This window comes from Clostridium sp., assembly GCF_034179595.1.
Classification (GTDB): Bacteria; Bacillota; Clostridia; order Clostridiales; family Clostridiaceae; genus Clostridium.
The window spans coordinates 1-18,747 of record NZ_JAXFPT010000008.1; the positions used below are offsets into that span (position 1 = coordinate 1).

The following is an 18,747-nucleotide window of genomic DNA, read 5'->3' on the forward strand; positions in this document are numbered from 1 at the left end:
ATATTTTTTAATTTCTACTTTTTTTGTGTGAGCCAACATTCCATATCCACTTCTAACATTAATAACATTTTTTTGTTCAAATATATTCTTATTATTTATACCTAAAAATTTGAAAAATTCTCTTATATTATCAAAATATAAATTATGAGTAGTAATTCCTCTCCCTACACTCGTATCTTGATTTTCTTTCTCTATACCTATTCCCAAAATAAAATCTGATAAATTCTTTATATCTCTTTCATTTAAATTTTCTAACTTTCTATCATACAATTCTATAAACGAATACAGAAGTTTTAATGAACTAATTATTTGCTCCTTTCTATTTATCGTATAATCACTACAATAAAAATTTATATATTTATAAACTTCATCAATTACTCTTCCATTGCTATATAACAATAGCAAATATATCCTACCATCTTTTTCTCTTTTAACCCTTGTAATTTTAACCTCTTTAATTATATTTTCATCTAAATATAATTTGAAGTAATTGCCATTCGTACTTTCAACCTGTTTAATATTTCTCATAAGTCCTCCTTAATTACTCATTTATACAAGTGAGTATTATATTTAAATTATACCAAAAAAAATATATTATATAAATATATAATACTATCTTTATACATATATATAAGTAAGTATAACTTCCCGACCTGAATCGGTACAAACATATATCTTGCTTATATCGTCTCTATTTAATAAAGTCTTAACTACATTAAATTGATCTTTAGCTGAATTTATAACTTCATATTTATATTTTTCAGGTAAAAAAGGAAGATCTCTTAAATTCCAATATTTTAATTTTTCATCATAACTTTCAGGATAAGACATTGTAACCATATGCCCTACACACCAAGTAAATACAGCTCTTTCACTTTCTATAAATCCATTATTTCTTTTTCCATCTACCTTTAGTAGCTTAACAAAATCCATAGCTACTGAAGGCTTTTCTGCTATAAATAAAGCTTTTCCCATAAATTATTTCCTTTCTAAAGAAAATAAACCTTCTAAGAAGAAGGCTTATTAAAATTATACTATGAAATTATCATTTTTCCAAATATATTGTTTTACATCTCATTTAATATCCAAATCATTATGTTTAAATATGAAGCATAAATACACCATATTAAGTACGGAATTAATAAAATTGATGATATCTTATCAACTTTTAAAAACTTTATTATACATGATATTATTAAAACTATAAGTATTATAATTATTATTGCTGATATTCCATACAGTCTAAAATTAAAGAATACTATAGGCCATAAGAAATTCAAAAAAAGTTGAGAAAGATAAAGTATTAAGACTCCATAGCTTCTATTTTCCTGTTTAAGGGTTAAATAAACCCTATATAGCGCAAATCCTATAAGTATATATAGTATAGGCCATATAACGCCAAACACCCATCCTGGTGGTGAAAATATAGGTTTTACAAGTGAGTTATATGTCTTTAATGAATCTTTTATAAAATAACCTATCAATAGTCCTCCACCTAAAGAAATTAACATTGATACAATAAATGGTACAAACTCAAATTTATTATTTACCTTAAAGATATTTTTCATAATTCTCCTCCAAAGCATATATCTACTATTAATATATACCCTAGCTAAATCATTTATTCTAGTATATAAAACTCCTATTATAACAGCAAAAGAGACTGCTAAAATAACAGTCTCTTTTTTAAAATTAATGTTCTACAATATCGCTTTCTTTAAGTTTCTTAACAAAACCTTCACTTCTCTTATTCATGATTTTCTTAAAGAATACGGCAATTAGTATAAAGATTGCTGCAACAGAAACTAACATGATTATATCTCTTTGTATAAGCTCTGGTACAATACCTCCAACTAATCCTCTCATAGCTTCAATTGCATATTTAAATGGTAAGAATGGATTTATTCCCTTAAAGAATCCTGACATAACTTCTACTGGGAATGTTCCTCCTGATGCTGCAACTTGAAGTACTAAGAATATAATACATATAGCCTTACCAACATTTCCAAAAACAGAAACAGTTGAATAAATTATTGTTATAAATATCATACTTATAAACATACCAAACAGTACAAAGTATACTGGATTCATTACATAAGTTTTAAGTATAAATATATCTCCTAATGTTACAATAGCACCTTGAAGTATTCCTATAGTGATAAATGTTAAATATTTTCCAAAGTATACTTCTCTAGCAGTTGGAACTGTTCCATCTTCAAAAGGTTTTGCATTAACAGTTAAAACTGAAACAAGTATTAAGCCTCCTACCCAAATTGCTAATGTTGTGTAAAATGGTGACATTGCTGAACCATAATTAGGTATTGGGAATAATTTGTTTGTTTGTATTTCTACTGGACTTATTAAAAAGCTAGTTTTTTCTTTCCAATCTCCTGTAATAATTTTAAGGATTTCATCTATGTCTTCTTTTTTATCTAATTTCTTTATTTTATTAACCATATTATTAAATGATTTTTTAATTTCTGGGAAATCATCTTTTACCTTTTTAAGCTCTTCATTTGTAAGCTTTGTTCCCTTTGAAAGTAATGATAGTACGTTTTTAACATCTGGCATAGCATCTTGAGTACTATCTATTATGCCTAATGCATCATTTGACATTGAATTTAAATTATCTAACGCCCCATTTATTCCTGGTACAATAGTAGTGTCATACTTTCCTATTAAATCTTGTAATCTTGATGATGCATCATTTACTTTATCATTTAATGCTTTAATAGTTTCTGGTTGTAAAATTACATTATTATTTACTAAATCAATATTTTTATTTATTTCAGATATAACATTTGAAACTTTTCCTTCTATAGTACTTAATCTTGTAATAGCGTTTGTTAAAGATTCTTTATTTCTAATATTGTTTATGTATTCTAAAATATTGATAACTGACTTTAAAGTATCATCAACTGTAGTTAGTCTATTATCTGCCTTATTTAATACTTTAAGTAGTGTTTCTTTATCATAACTTTCAGATACACTTCCTAGAATCTCACTTGCACCATTTAATAACTCTCCGCCAAAAGTTAAATCTTCTTTTATTATAGGAGAAAGTTTATTAAAGCTTTCATTTGCCTTTTTAATGTAACCTTTACCAGTATTTAATGCATTTTCTGCATTTACTAATGTATTTTCAACTTGTGGAACAATTTTATTTATTTTTACTAGCATTTCATCTATTGTAATTGTTCCATCATAAGCTTTGTTTATTAGATTTTCTATTTCAGGCATATTATTATTTACTTTATATATTAAATCAATTGCTTCTCTTATCTTATCTCTAGATGACTCATATTCTATACCAGCATCATTTAATGCTTTAAATATAGCTCCATTTACTACTTCTGATACCTTATCATCAATTTGATTTTTTAATGCTTGAACTCCTTTATCAGTTATCTTTGGAGCTATTGCATTTGCTGATTCATTTACTGTATATATAAGTTTTGGCTTTACTATATCATCTGAAGCAGGTGATATTAAATCCTCTGAAAAGTTTTTAGGAATTATTATACTTGCAAAATAATCTCCCATACGTACTCCCTTTTCAGCCTTTTCTTTATCTACAAACTGCCAGCCTATATCTTTATTTTTAGAAAGCTCTTTAACAACACTTTCCCCAACATCTATTTTTTTATCGTTAAATTTTGCTCCATTATCTTCATTAACTATTGCTATCTTTATTCCGCTTGTACTCCCATACGGATCCCACGAAGATTTTATATTAAACCATGCATATAATGAAGGTAATATTATAAGCCCAATTACCACAACTAATGCAACCCAATTTGTAGTTATCTTCTTTATATCTCTTTTAAAAATCTTAAAAACATTTTTCATACAAAATCCCTTTCTTATAAAATCCCTTCCTCGATTTTTTGTCAGTGTAACGATTATATCACATTTTATGACTAAAAGTCATTATTTATTTTTATTCTCTAGTTTATTTTTTTCTATTATAAAAAAATAAATACCACCTTAATTAAATAATTAAAGTGGTATCTTAAAATTATTTTACATATCTATATGCAAGAAGTGCATTTAAATTATCAATTGAATATGCATCAAGAGTTTTTAAATCCTCATATCCTCCATACATATTACTATTTTTATCCATTACCTGAAGCTTTTTAAGCTTTTTTAATGACATATTATATAAATCATCATTTCCAGTTTTCTTTGCTATTTGAACTAATAATGCATATATAGATACTGATTCTTCATCTGAAACTTTATTACCTGTATTAAAATTATACTTAGAATATATGGCACCATCTTTTTTAAATTTTTCAGTAATCCAGTTTATACTTTCAGAAACATCTTTAGAAACCTCTGCCTTATTTAATATACATCTTAAAGATGAAACCATATCAATATCTTCAGTATCATATTCTTCAGTTTTCATATTATATTTATTTTTATATAAAGGAACTTCAGCACTTATATATCCATTATCTAATACTCTTAAAGATTGAGTATATATTTTTTTCCAATTGAAATCTATATAACTTAAACGTTTCATTGTTTGAAGGTCAAGATATGAAAGTGTTATCATATAATCTTTACTTTGTCCATCACTAGAATCAACTAACGCTCCATCATATAATAAATTTTTATCTATTGCTTTTTCAATATTTATAGCAACTTGCCTATATTTAAGACCTCCCCACCTTTGACTTGCAAGAAGTAAAGCATTTACTATTCTTAAATTATCAACACTTCTTGATATTTTATCTTTTTCTCCTTCCTTAACTTTAGATGAAACCAAATTACTAGATAAAAACATATTCTTTTCAATATATTTTAATGTTCTATCAAATGATTTTTTATCATTTCTTTCTAAATAATAAAGTAACATCATAACTTCTGATTGAGATGATACAGAGTTTTCTTTATTTATATCTTGTTCTGAATTTACATTAGTATAATATGTCTTTATTCCATCATCATTATTGGTTAATTTTTTATCTATAAAGTCAAATAGTATTTCTTCTCTTTCTGAAACTTTATTATTATTATTATACGTAAATTCATCATATATCGGGAAAATATATGGTATAGATACCCTTGCAATCATAAGTAAAATTAGTAAAATACTAAATCCAACTCCATCATTAAATATAAATTTCTTTTTAAAAATTTTCTTCACCTACTTTAACCTAAAATAAGCTGATTATAAAATAATCAGCTTTAATTATATAAATATTTATAAATCTTGTAATATATGTTGACCTTTTTTACGTAATTTTCTGTCTCTGGGAATGGTATGTTGTGGATGTCTTTTCCATTTTTGGAGTAGTTATGATCTTTGAGCCACTTTTGAACATTGCCTCTTCCAGCATTATAAGCCGATATTACTAAATCTCTATCTCCAAATTCTTGATATAAATTATTTAAATACCAACACCCCATCTTTATATTTAAATTTTCATCATAAAGCATATCACCTGAAAAATTCTGTATTCCCATCTGATCTGCAATCCATTTACCAGTATCTTCAGTAATCTGCATTAACCCATATGCCCCTTTATGAGAATGAGCATCTGGGTTAAACTTACTTTCTGCCTTAATTATAGACAGTACAAATAATGGATTTAAATTATATTCTTTACTATACTCGTCAACAACATCTTTATATTTATATGGAAAAGCATATTTTTCGACTCCAAATTTTATCCCTGTTATTGCTATTATTATAATAAATAATCGTACTATTATCTTTCCAAACTTCATCCTAAAGCTCCTTGTTATATTACCCTGTTTATAAAATCTATAAAGTCGTCTACTTGCTCCTTAGCATATAATAAATCTTTACTATTATCTATTATTATATTTGCAAAATTTTTCTTTTTTTCTAAAGACATTTGAGCATTTATTCTATTTAATGCATCATTATTACTTAAATTATCTCTAGTTTTTATCCTTTGAATTTGAGTTGAACTATCACATGAAACTAATACTACATAATCCATTTCTTCGTGAAGCTTTGTTTCTATAAGTGTAGGTGCATCTACAATTACTACCTTTTCACCTTTATCTTCAAATTCTTTCATACTAGTTATTATTTCATTTTTTATATAAGGCAATATGATATCTTCATATTTTAATCTCTGTTTAGGAAATCTAAATATGTGATTACCAAATTCCTTACGTCTAAAGTTTCCTCTCCAATCAAAGAAACCTTCCCCAAACTCCATCCTAACTTTTTCTAATATCTCTGGGTATTTTATTAAAACTTCTTTTGCTATAACATCAGCATCTATTATTTTAAATTTAGCCTCTTTAAGCATTAAAGATATTGTGCTTTTTCCTGTTCCAATTCCTCCAGTAAGCCCAATCCTTATCATTAAAGATCCCCCTTTACTTAGTACTATACCATGTATCACCAAAATTTATATCTACATCTAATGGCACTCTAAGCTTATAAGCATTTTCCATTTCTTCTTTTACTATGTTTTCGACTATATCAAATTCATCTTCTTTTACATTTAATATAAGTTCATCGTGTACTTGAAGTATAAGAGTACTTTTTAAATTTTCTTTCTTTAGTCTATTAAATACATTAACCATTGCTATTTTGATTATATCAGCTGCACTTCCTTGAATTGGTGCATTCATAGCAAGTCTTTCACCTAATGCTTTAACGATTTTATTTGATGATTTTATCTCTGGTATAAATCTTTTTCTATTTAATATTGTCGTTACATATCCCGTTTCTTTAGAATCTTTTATTATATTATCTAAATATTCTTTTATTTTAGGATATCTTTCAAAATAGATTCTCATATATTCAGCAGCTTCTTTTCTAGTAATTTTAAGATCTTGTGCAAGTGAAAAATCACTTATACCATATACAATCCCAAAATTAACTGCTTTTGCTCTTGAACGCATTAAAGATGTTACTTCATCTACTGGAACATTAAATACTTCTGATGCAGTTTTTGTGTGAATATCACTATGATCTTTAAATGCATTTATCATATTTTCATCATCACTTATATGAGCTAAAACTCTAAGTTCTATTTGAGAATAGTCAGCTGATAAAAGTTTATCTGTCTTTTCTTCTGTTACAAAGATTTTTCTAATTTCTCTTCCCATTTCATATCTAATTGGGATATTTTGAAGATTTGGCTCTGTACTTGATAATCTTCCTGTAGTTGTTACAGTTTGGTTAAATGTTGTATGAATTGCTCCATCTACATCTATTAATGCTTTCATTCCTTCTACATATGTAGAATTAATTTTAGTAATCTGTCTATAATAAATTATTTTATCTATTATAGGATGTTTATCTTTTAACTTTTCTAAAACATCTGCATTAGTTGAATATCCTGTCTTAGTCTTCTTTATAACAGGAAGATCTAATTTTTCAAATAAAATTTTTCCAAGTTGTTTTGGTGAATTTATATTAAATTCTTCATCTGCAAGAGTATATATTTCATTTTGCACTACTTCAATTTCTTTTTTGAATTTTATTGCAAGTTCATCTAAAATATTTTCATCAACTTTAAAACCGTTCTCTTCCATATAGGCAAGTACTGTTATTAAAGGATGTTCTACATCATAATAAAGCTCTTGCATATCTTCATTTTTAATCTTATCTTTAAGGATTTCATATAGCTTATACATATAGCTTATGCCTTCTATTAATCCTTCCTCACCTTTTTTAATTTCGTCACCAATATATGTTGATATAATCTCATCTAATGTATATTGTGATTTTGAAGAATCTATGATATATGAAGCTATTGCTGTATCAAAATCAAAATTATTTATTTTTATATTAAATCTACTTAATATTTTAATTAATATCTTAGCGTCATGTATTACTTTTTTCTTATTTTTATTTTCAAAGAATGATTTTAATATTTCTAAAGTTCTCTCTTCATCCTTTTTTATACTTTCTTCAAAATCAAATGATATTCCTGTATCTTTTTCACCAAAATATAAATTCTTTAACTTTCTTTTTGAGTTTAAGGATGATTCTTCTATTGAATAAGCTATGTAATAAGTTTTTTCTTCGCTTAATAATTCTTCTAAATCATTTAATGATTCTATATTCTTAGTATTTATTTCTACCTTTTCTTCGTCTTCTCCAATAAATCTTTGAAGTGAAGCTTTCATTTTAAGCCTTGTTAATAATTCCTTTAAAGCTTCTTTATTGATTTGAGTTTCAACCTTTATATCTTCTATTAAATTATCTATTGGAACTTCAGTCATTATGGTAGCAAGCTTTTTACTAAATATTGCTTGTTCACTATAAGTTTCAAGATTTTCTTTTAACTTTTTACCACTTATATTATCAATATTTTTAAGTACTTCTTCAATTGAACCATACTCTTTAATTAATTTATATGCTGTTTTTTCTCCAACACCTGGAACTCCTGGTATATTATCAGATTTATCTCCCATTAATCCCTTTACATCAATAAATTGTGTTGGCGTAACTTCAAATTCTTTTATAAATGTTTCCTTATTATAGTTAGCGGTTTCAGATACACCTTTTTTAGTAATTATGACATTTATATTGTCATCAGCAAGTTGAAGTGCATCTTTATCTCCTGTAACAATATAAACCTCCATACCTTCATTTGAAGCTATTTTTGCAGTTGTTCCAATTATATCATCTGCCTCAAATCCATCTAATTCATATATCTTTATACCAAGTGCATTTAATAATTCTTTAACTAATGGAAATTGTTCTGCAAGTTCATCTGGCATTTTCTTTCTTCCTGCTTTATAATCTCCATATTCTTGGTGTCTAAAAGTTGGTGCTTTTCTATCAAATGCAGCAATTATATAATCTGGATTTATATCATCTTTCATCTTTAATAACATATTTGTAAAGCCATATATTGCATTAGTATGAATACCTTCATCGTTTGTAAGTGGTGGTAATGCATAAAAGGCTCTATTCATAAGTGAGTTTGAATCTAATATAAGTAACTTTTGCACACTTTTCCTCCTTATCTAAGCCTTAAGCTTATTTTTTTTCTAACTATATTTATAATTATATCCTAGATATTCTATTATAACACTTGAAAATATAATAAAATAAATCTACGCTAAAAAATACTAAGATCTAAATTTAAAGATAAATCTTCTAATATCTTAATACCAGCTATACTATTTCCTTTTTCATCTAATGCTGGACCATATACTCCAATCCCCATTTTCTTTGGTACAGATCCAACTATTCCGCCACCTACTCCACTTTTAGCTGGTATTCCTATCTTTACAGCAAATTCTCCTGAAGCATCATACATTCCACAAGTAACCATTATAGACTTAACTATCTTACAAATCTGTTTATCAATAAGTCTTTCTCCACTCCATGGTATAATTCCATCGTTTGCAAGAACTGCTCCAATCCTTGCTAAATCTCTTGCAGTTGCTTCTATAGAACATTGTCTAAAATAAAGATCTAAAATTTCTTCAACGTTTCCATCTAATATACCATTACTTTTCATAAAATATGCTAATGCTCTATTTCTATGTCCAGTTAATTTTTCTGAAATATAAACTTCTTCATTTATAGTAATATCAGGATTATTTGTAGCCTTTTTAATAAAATCTATTAATTTTTTTAATTTTTCCTCTTCTGTTTTGCCCTTTATAAGAGATGTTGTTGCTATAGCCCCTGCATTAATCATAGGATTATATGGTTTTCCTGTTTCAGTTGTTTCTAGTTTAACTATTGAGTTAAATCCTTCACCAGTTGGCTCAACATCAACTTTCTTTAATACATCTTCAATTCCATTATCCTGTAATGCAATAATTAAGCTTATTATTTTTGAAATACTTTGTATAGTAAATTTCTTATCACAACTTCCTGCAAAATATTCATTCCCATCTAAATTTACTATTGCGATTCCTAAATCATTTACATCTGCTTTTAATAGTGCCGGAATATATGAAGCTAATTTTCCTTCTTTACCATATTTTTTATTTTCATCTACTAAATTTTGTAGCATCTCAAACATACCAAAACACCCCATTTCCTTTGTATAGCTTAATAAACTCAAGCAAATATATTATATTACTTATTAACTCTTCTTACAAGAAATACAACTTTATTTATTTACATATAATTTACATATAACTTCGTATATTTTCTTTATTAATATGATAAAATATTAGTTAAAATTTAGGAGGTATTTGCAGAATGAAAAATTTTGAAAACTTATTAAAAAAATATGCTAATTTAGTTGTAACAAAAGGTGTAAATATTCAAAAAAACGCACTATTATTTATCAATTCACCAATAGAGTGTTCTTTCTTTGCAAGACTTTTAGCAGAAGAAGCATTTAAAATTGGCGCAAAAGATGTACATATAAATTATTCTGATGAATTATTTACAAGAATAAAATTTGAAAATGCAACTACAGAAACATTATCAGATGTTCCTCAATATGAAGTTGATAAATACAATTACTTTGTTGATAATGGAGCTTCTTTTATATCTATTTCAGCAAGCGATCCTTCATTACTTAAAGGTATTGATTCTAAAAAAATAAGTAGCTTTAGTAAATCTAGAAGCATGGCACTTAAATATTATTCTGACAAATTAACAAATAATGAAAATGCTTGGTGTGTTATATCACTTCCTACTAAAGCATGGGCTACTAAAGTATTTAATGATGTATCTGAAGATGAAGCTGTAGATAAATTATGGGATGCTATTTTTTCTGTTATGAGATTAAAGTCAGAAGATCCAAATAAAGCATGGGAAGAACATTGTAATAAACTAGATAATAATGCAAAAATTCTTCAAAACTATAACTTTAAGAAGTTAATATTTAAAAATTCTTTAGGTACTAATCTTGAATTAGAACTTGCTCCAAATCATATATGGACAGCAGCTTCAGAATTCACTAAAAATTCAGTTGAATTTATTGCTAATATGCCAACTGAAGAAATTTTTACAACTCCAAAAAAAGATGGAATAAATGGAATAGTATATTCCACAAAACCTCTTAATTATGATGGTGTACTAATAAATAATTTTTCTTTTACATTTAAAGATGGTAAGATTATAGATTTTACTGCTGAAGAAGGTTACGACTCATTAAAAGAGCTTTTAAATACTGATGATGGATCTAAATATCTAGGTGAAGTTGCTCTTGTTCCATATGATTCACCAATATCAAATTCAAATATCTTATTCTATAATACTTTATTTGATGAAAATGCTTCATGTCATTTAGCTATAGGAGAAGCTTATCCTACATGTATAAAAGGTGGAGAAAAAATGAGTGATGAAGAACTTCTTAAAGCTTCATCAAATGTTTCATTAGTTCATGAAGATTTTATGATTGGTTCAAAAGATTTAGATATTTTAGGAGTTACTCATGATGGAAAAGAAGTTCAAGTATTTAAAAATGGTAACTTTGCTTTCTAAATTTAGTAAAAAATATGTTTATTAAATTAATGAGTATTAAAAAATAAGCTATGGTAAAACCATAGCTTATTTTTTATCTTTTTTGACTTCTTCAAAATCAACATCAATTGCTTTTGATGTATCAAAATCATCATTTTCTTCATAAGTAGTGTTTTCATCATTTGAACTAGTGTAAGTATATGTTTTTTTATAATCTTGTCCACTTTTATTATGTTCATTTTTATATTTTTTATTATAAATATACTCTCTAACTTTAAAAATACCCCAAAATACTAATGCTGCAATTATCACATAGGGTAATATAGCAAAGAATACAGCAGCAACTACGCCAATTACTAAAATAGTTATTATAAAGTACATTGCTATCTTAAAATTTCTATTCATATTATCCTTCTTTCTAAAACATGCTTTTGTACTATTATACAATTTAATTGTTAAGTTATAAAGGTATTTATCTTTCAAATTTATTAACAATACTAGCATAAGTTTCTACATTGTATTTTTATATAAAAATAGTACCTACTAAAAGTAAGTACTATTAATTATATTATTTAAGCTTTAGCTTTTTCTCTTCTTGCTATCTTTGGAAGTATAAATCCAAGTCCAATTAATATAAATGGTGTTAAAACATTAAGTGATAATTGGAACCACCATCCTCCAGTGAATGTTTCAACTCCTTTTGGAACCATTCCTAATATACAAGCTATTGCTGTAAATGCAAAACACCAAACGCCTACTCCTAAAGCAAGCTTGTCATTTTTTAAGAATTTATAATCAGCTTTAAATTTATCTGAAGCTTTCTTAAGTAATATAAAGGCTAAGAACACCCAAAGATATCTAAGTGGCATTACAACTGCATTTAATCTTAGTAGCCAATTATATATTGCATTGACATCACCAATTCCAAGAGCAGGTATAATAATTAATATACTAACTAATATAGCTGTCATTAAATATCCTCTTATTGGTGCACCATGTGAATTTGTTTTTGTAAGTCCTTTAGGTACAAAATTATCATCAGTTTCTGCAAGTAATACCTTAAGTGGAGCATCAATTGAGAATATTAATGCTGATATTTGTGCTAATGCATTAGCTATTGCATATATAAATAAGAATACATTTCCTATTCCATAATATTCGCCAAGCTTTTGGAATGCATAATATTGTCCATTCATCATAAGATCTTGTGGTATATTATTTGCATCAAACATCATTCCCATTGCCATTGATCCTAGTATTGCTGATATTGCAACCATTATAGCAAGTACTATCATACCTAGTGGGAATTCTTTACTAGCATTTTTAGTATTATTTACATATGGTGAAATCTTTTCAGCTCCACCAACTGCAAATACTAACATTGCAATAGTTGTAAAATATGTAAAATCAAATTTTGGAATAATTGTACTCCATGTTATATTTGTAGTTGCTATATGAACTCCTGTTATTGCTGGAGCAGCTATCATTAATACTATGTATAATAATGACATTACAAATGTTGCAACACCTGCAATTGTTCCTATAGTTTTAAGCGAAGTCATACCTCTTGATGCTACCCATAAGAATAATAAGAAAATCGCTAATGTAATAAGTTGTGCATATAATGGATTCATTGAATCTACAAAACTTCCATTTCCTTTTATTACCCATCCTAAAGCTACTAATAATGTTTGTGGCTTTTGTGCTAGATAAGGTATATGAACAACCCAGTAAGTCCAACCTGCAAAATATGCTAATGTTATTCCACTAGTCTCTCTTATCCATGTACTAACCCCTGCTTTTCCTTCTTTAAAAACTGATCCTAGCTCCCCAACCATTAAAGCATACGGAACAAAGTATAATGCTATTATAAGTATCCATGATACAATAACTTGTAATCCTTGATTAGCAAAGTTATTAACAACATTACCAAATCCCCACACTGAAACGAAGGCCATCATTGCAAGATTATACCACCTTAATTTCTTGTTATCATCTGTCATATTCCCTTTCTCTTCCTTTCTGTTGTTTATATTTTAAAAATAAAATTTTCCTATACATTATATCAAAATTTTATCTTTTTCCCAATTTTTTTTATAATAAATTTAATTTACAATCTAAATTAAAAGCTATTTTACAAACTCTAAGTCTATAAAATAGCTTTATATTAAACTATACTAAGAATTTTAATAGGAATATAACTCCAATAATTACTGTAGTTACACTTATTTCTTTTATTTTTCCTGTAAATATCTTAAGAATTATATATGAAATTATACCAAACATGATTCCATCTGAAATACTACCTGTAAATGGCATCATTATTATAGTTAAAAATGCTGGTATAGATTCTGTGTAGTCTTGTAAATTTATTTCTCTAATTGGTTCTATCATAAATAATCCAACTAAAATTAAAGTTGCTGCTGTAACTGCTGATGTTATTGATGCAAATACTGGAGAAAAGAATAGTGCTAATGCAAACATTATTGCTGTTACAACTGCTGTTAATCCAGTTTTTCCACCTTCTGCAACACCTGCTGCACTTTCTACGAAAGTACTTACTGTACTTGTTCCAACACATCCACCAAAAGTAGTACCTATAGCATCTGATAATAATGCTTTCTTTATGTTTGGAACTCTTCCGTTTTCATCTAACATCTTTGCTTTAGTTGCAACTCCGACTAAAGTTCCTATAGTGTCAAATAAATCCATAAATAATAAAGTAAATAATATTATTACCATATCCAATGAGAATATATTGCTCCAATCAAAGTTGAAAAGAACTGATCTAATTGAAGGTGGCATACTAACTACAGCTTTTGGTATTGGAGTTAAACCAAGTGGAATACCTACTACTGCTGTAATTAACATTCCAAAGAAAAGTGCTCCCTTAACATTTCTAGCTAAAAGTATAGCTGTTATAACTAAACCTATTATTGCAAGTAAGCCTGGACCACTAGTTAAGTTTCCTAAAGCTAATATAGTTCCTCCGTCTTTTGGGTGAACTATAACACCTGCTCCTTGTAAACCTAAAAGTGCTATTAAAAGTCCAATACCAACTGATATAGCTTTTTTGATACAATCTGGTATTGAATCAACTATTGCTTCTCTAACATTAAATAATGTTAATAATATAAATATTATACCTTCTAAAAATACAGCTGTTAATGCAAACTGATATGAATATCCCATTTGAAGTACTATCGTATATGCAAAGAATGCATTTAATCCCATTCCTGGTGCTTGAGCAAATGGAAGTTTAGCATAAATTCCTGTAAGTAGCGTTGATACAACTGTTGCAAGTGCTGTTGCTGTAAAAACTGCCCCTTGATCCATTCCAGCTGCAGATAATATTGATGGATTAATAATTAATATGTACGCCATTGCCATGAACGTTGTAAGTCCTGCAACGATTTCTGTTTTTGTATTTGAACCATTTTTTGTTATTTCAAAATAGTTATCAAGTAATCCATCTTTTGCAAAGATTTTTCTCATATTATCACTCTTTCGTTAATAATTTTTATCCCGACACTATAATATAACATTTTTCCTCAAATTTCTACCCTTTCTACGAATATTTTTAATATTTTTTGATATTTTTTATGTATTTTTCACAAAAACACGTATTATATTAATAATTTTTATATAATATAGTTCGTATTTTAATATTAAAAAGGTTAATCTAAATCATTTTTAGATTAACCAACTCTTAAAATCTTATTCTTTTTTACTCATTAATGTTACTTGGACTTCTTCAATTCTTCTATCCATAATTTTAGTTACCTTAAGATTCATATTGTCAACATTAAAATTAATATCTAAATTTTCTTTTGGTATTTCGCCTATTTTAGTTATTATATATCCACTTAATGTATCACAGTCTTCCTCTTCTAAATCAGAACCAAATTCTTGATTAAAATCATCAAGATTAATTGTACCCTTAACTAGATATCTATATTTATCTATCTTTCTAATATCTGGTCCATTTACATCATATTCATCATCTATTTCCCCCATAACTTCTTCTATTAAATCTTTCATAGTTACAATACCAGAAAATCCACCATATTCATCAATAAGTACTGCCATATGATTTCTATTAGCTTGTAATTCTTTGAAAAGATCATTAATTCTTTTTGTTTCTGGGACAAAGTATGGTTTATGAAGAATTTCTCTTATATTTACATTTTCAAATCCAACTTTTCTTGCTTTAATAAAAAAGTCTTTCATATATAATATACCTATTACATTATCAACTTCATCTTCATATACTGGTATTCTTGAATATGAAGAATTTATTATTTCATCTATACTTTCATTTAAATTATCTGATATATCTATACAATATGTATCTTTTCTAGATGTCATTATTTCCTTAGATAATCTATTATTAAATTCAAAAATACCATCTAGCATATCCTTTTCATATTCATCTATAGTACCTTCTGCTTCTCCTTCTGAAATTAAAGCCTGTATCTCTTCTTTAGATACCTTATCTTCAATTTTATTTCCATTAAATCTTATAAGCTTTAATATAAGTGAAGCTGATAATGATAAAATCTTTATAAATGGTTTTGCTATAATTGAAATTGAATAAATTATCTTTACAGATGATAAAGCTATCTTTTCTTTTCTTTGAAGTGCTATTCTTTTTGGAACAAGCTCCCCTAACACAAGTGTTAAATAAGAAATTGCTATTGTTACAAGAATAAGTGATATTTTATCTGTATAAGGTATATTAAATCTACTTAATTTTTGTGAAACTACAACTGAAATTCCTGTTGCTGCTGATGCACTTGAGAAAAATCCTGCAAGAGTTATACCAACTTGTATAGTAGCTAAAAAATTACCTTGATCATTCATTACTTTTTGTAATAACTGTGCCTTTTTATTTCCTTCTTCTGAAAGCATTCTTATCCTATTTTTGTTTACTGATACTATTGCCATCTCTGCTGATGAAAAAAATGCATTTACTCCTGTTAAAATAAGTACTAGTATTAATTGACCTACAATACTTCCCGGATCAGGTTCTAACATATTTTTGTTCCTCCTAAAAATGTATAATAAAGTAATTTTATCATAATTTTTAATAAAATTCGATTAATTATTATAAATTAATTAATGAATGCCTTTCATACCTACAATCATTCCTGTAAAGTATGGAATTAACCATATAGCCCATACTACAATACTAAACTTATGGAATTTTGCCTTTAATTCTTTATTATTCTTTACTATTACTACAGTTGCCCATATAGCATGGAATAGCATTAAAAGAATTGCAATTAATCCTGTTACACCATGTAAATTTACTTTAAATCCACCTGCTATTTCACTCATAAAATGTGTGCCTAGTCCATCACATAATAAACCTATGTAAAATATAACAACATGCCATACTTTCAATTCTCCTTGCTTTTTTTCTGCCCAGACACCAATTGTATAAAATATTAATGCTGATGTAATAAATACAATAGCCTTAACTAATTCTGTTGACATAATTATCACCTCTTATCTTAATATACTGATAGTTTTTTAAGCTCTAATCTAAAATTCATATTTATCTTATAAATTTTAAATACAAATTTTTAGTGTACTAACTATATTAAAATAATACTTCTAAGATAATAATAATACAATTAATATTAAGTTAATTAACTATTAATATCACATTCTAATTTTTTCACCATTTATGCATAATATTTCGAGTGAAGTCACAATTATTCCGCAAATCCCTAAAAGTATATCACTTGGATATCTGTTAAAATAAAATAACATTAAACTCAATACTAAAGCCACTATAAATATCAGTAGCCTTTTATATAATATTACTTTAGCAAAGTCAAATTTTTCACTTACATATCTGCCTAATAAGAAAATAAAAATTCCTAAGATGTTTATAGTAATTGAAAGAAAGGTAAGTTCAATATCTTTCGTATTAAAACAATAACTAAAGTATATTCCCATATTTCCAGTAAAACATAATAAAAAACCAATTAATTTTAATAGTGCTGTCAAAAATCTCTTCATTATATCTATACTCCTAAAAATTAATAATGCTCAAAATACACCTTATTTTACAACTTAATACGGTTGTTTATCAATTATTATATTTATTGTACACTAAAAGTATCGAAACCAAAGTAAATTTTAATTTTATAGTTAATTAAGCAAAGCCTTTTATTTCAACATTGATAGATAAGCTTTTATATAAATACTATAATTAAATTAAATATATTTTATTAAACTTAACTTTAGGAGATATACAAACGAAAAAACAAAAGATATTATTTACTCTAGCAGTAGCAATGACTATTTCAGCAGCTACTCCTATAACTAATGTATTTGCATCAACTAATTCATCTACTACAATATCTATGGATAAAATCGATAATAAAGATGCCTTTTCTGATCATTTATTTGAAATAAATAGCACATTAAACGAAATCATAGATAAAACTTCTGATTCTGATTTATCTTCTCTTTTAAATAATAATATCATTAAAAATTATTTACCATTAAGAGAATTTATATCAAGAGTTGGTACATCAAAATTAACTTACTTTTGTGATGAAGATCAAAGTCAAAAAGACTTTATAAACTGTCTTATAGGAAATCCTACAGCACTAACTTTATACCTTCAAGGTGGAGAGCCTACTTCAGGAAATGATATAGATGCACTTAAAATTTTGTCAACAATATGGAATAATGATAAAGATTCAAGAGATGGATTCAATCTTAACCTTGCAATAGCAACATCATTAGAACTTTCAAAACCTATAACTTTCTGGTTAGATAGCACTCAAAAGATAGATCCAATTAAACGTTATGAATTATTTAAATCATTAAACGATAAAGATGAAATGTTTCCTGTATTTAAAACTCTTGATGTAACACATTTAAGAAAAGTTATTGATGCAAAAATAACTGATTCTGACATACTTTGGGTTAGACAATATATAAAAGATAATCATCCTAACCTTTTAAATCAAGATAAAATTTCAAGCATTGTTTGGAGCATTAAATACACTACAACAAATCCAGAAGGTAAAAGCATATTTGGCTCAGAATTTTATGGGGATCACCCTACTTTGAAAAAAGTTTTAGATTATGGTGGCGTTTGTGGATCTATTTCTTATTTTGGATCAATGACTTCTAAAGCATTTAGTGTACCTTCAAGTCCTGTGGGACAACCTGGTCATTGTGCAATGATATATTTAAATTCAAACGGTAAATGGCAAATAATATATGATATTTCAGGATGGGCTAAATCAAGTGGTGCTACATTAAATGATTGGTCTAAGGGTTCTAAAGGATATAATACTTCTTATAATATTTTATTTGAAGATGCTGATAAA

General features: G+C 26.8%; 15 protein-coding genes and 2 pseudogenes. 2 read left to right on the top strand and 15 right to left on the bottom strand.

Going from position 1 to position 18,747, the window contains the following annotated elements; all coding sequences use genetic code 11:
• The 9 genes and pseudogenes from SPJ33_RS00595 to glsA all read right to left on the bottom strand — a co-directional run.
• Positions 1 to 528: hypothetical protein (locus SPJ33_RS00595; RefSeq protein WP_321116025.1), on the bottom strand; the 528-nt coding region annotated here is incomplete at its 3' end.
• Positions 529 to 624: 96 nt separating this feature from the next.
• Positions 625 to 975 (bottom strand): annotated as a pseudogene (locus SPJ33_RS00600) (toprim domain-containing protein); the annotation flags it as partial.
• Between the two features lie 92 nt (positions 976 to 1,067).
• Positions 1,068 to 1,568: a TspO/MBR family protein gene (locus SPJ33_RS00605; protein WP_321116026.1), complete on the bottom strand. Its 501-nt coding sequence runs from the start codon at positions 1,566 to 1,568 to the stop codon at positions 1,068 to 1,070.
• Positions 1,569 to 1,692: 124 nt separating this feature from the next.
• On the bottom strand, positions 1,693 to 3,849 hold the full coding sequence (locus SPJ33_RS00610; RefSeq protein ID WP_321116027.1) for a YhgE/Pip domain-containing protein: 2,157 nt from the start codon (positions 3,847 to 3,849) through the stop codon (positions 1,693 to 1,695).
• Positions 3,850 to 4,018: 169 nt separating this feature from the next.
• The gene (locus SPJ33_RS00615) at positions 4,019 to 5,158 is read right to left on the bottom strand and encodes a glycosyl hydrolase (RefSeq protein WP_321116028.1); all 1,140 of its coding nucleotides are present in this window, start codon (positions 5,156 to 5,158) and stop codon (positions 4,019 to 4,021) included.
• Positions 5,159 to 5,199: 41 nt separating this feature from the next.
• Positions 5,200 to 5,742: a lytic transglycosylase domain-containing protein gene (locus tag SPJ33_RS00620; protein ID WP_321116029.1), complete on the bottom strand. Its 543-nt coding sequence runs from the start codon at positions 5,740 to 5,742 to the stop codon at positions 5,200 to 5,202.
• Between the two features lie 14 nt (positions 5,743 to 5,756).
• A complete protein-coding gene (gene coaE, locus SPJ33_RS00625) occupies positions 5,757 to 6,356 on the bottom strand; it encodes a dephospho-CoA kinase (RefSeq protein WP_321116030.1) in 600 nt (199 codons plus the stop codon).
• A gap of 13 nt (positions 6,357 to 6,369) precedes the next feature.
• The gene (gene polA, locus SPJ33_RS00630) at positions 6,370 to 8,964 is read right to left on the bottom strand and encodes a DNA polymerase I (RefSeq protein ID WP_321116031.1); all 2,595 of its coding nucleotides are present in this window, start codon (positions 8,962 to 8,964) and stop codon (positions 6,370 to 6,372) included.
• Between the two features lie 110 nt (positions 8,965 to 9,074).
• Entirely contained in the window at positions 9,075 to 9,992 is a 918-nt protein-coding gene (gene glsA, locus SPJ33_RS00635; RefSeq protein WP_321116034.1) for a glutaminase A, read from the bottom strand.
• Positions 9,993 to 10,174: 182 nt separating this feature from the next.
• Here glsA and SPJ33_RS00640 point away from each other — a divergent pair, with 182 nt between their 5' ends.
• A complete protein-coding gene (locus SPJ33_RS00640; RefSeq protein ID WP_321116035.1) occupies positions 10,175 to 11,410 on the top strand; it encodes an aminopeptidase in 1,236 nt (411 codons plus the stop codon).
• Between the two features lie 66 nt (positions 11,411 to 11,476).
• Here the strand turns inward: SPJ33_RS00640 and SPJ33_RS00645 are convergent, their stop codons facing one another.
• The 6 genes from SPJ33_RS00645 to SPJ33_RS00670 form a co-directional block, all read right to left on the bottom strand.
• The gene (locus SPJ33_RS00645) at positions 11,477 to 11,794 is read right to left on the bottom strand and encodes a hypothetical protein (protein WP_321116036.1); all 318 of its coding nucleotides are present in this window, start codon (positions 11,792 to 11,794) and stop codon (positions 11,477 to 11,479) included.
• A gap of 167 nt (positions 11,795 to 11,961) precedes the next feature.
• Positions 11,962 to 13,392 carry an amino acid permease gene (locus SPJ33_RS00650; RefSeq protein ID WP_321116037.1) on the bottom strand — a complete coding sequence of 477 codons (1,431 nt, stop codon included), beginning with the start codon at positions 13,390 to 13,392 and terminating at the stop codon, positions 11,962 to 11,964.
• 169 nt (positions 13,393 to 13,561) lie between these two features.
• Complete coding sequence (locus tag SPJ33_RS00655) at positions 13,562 to 14,884, bottom strand: NCS2 family permease (RefSeq protein WP_321116038.1); 1,323 nt, start codon at positions 14,882 to 14,884, stop codon at positions 13,562 to 13,564.
• A 222-nt stretch (positions 14,885 to 15,106) separates the two neighbouring features.
• Complete coding sequence (locus tag SPJ33_RS00660) at positions 15,107 to 16,426, bottom strand: hemolysin family protein (RefSeq protein WP_321116039.1); 1,320 nt, start codon at positions 16,424 to 16,426, stop codon at positions 15,107 to 15,109.
• Positions 16,427 to 16,507: 81 nt separating this feature from the next.
• Positions 16,508 to 16,888: an HsmA family protein gene (locus SPJ33_RS00665; RefSeq protein ID WP_321116040.1), complete on the bottom strand. Its 381-nt coding sequence runs from the start codon at positions 16,886 to 16,888 to the stop codon at positions 16,508 to 16,510.
• Positions 16,889 to 17,056: 168 nt separating this feature from the next.
• Positions 17,057 to 17,419, bottom strand: a complete 363-nt coding sequence (locus SPJ33_RS00670) for a hypothetical protein (protein WP_321116041.1) — start codon at positions 17,417 to 17,419, stop codon at positions 17,057 to 17,059.
• A 278-nt stretch (positions 17,420 to 17,697) separates the two neighbouring features.
• Between SPJ33_RS00670 and SPJ33_RS00675 the strand changes: the two are divergent.
• A pseudogene (locus SPJ33_RS00675) lies at positions 17,698 to 18,747 on the top strand (hypothetical protein); the annotation flags it as partial.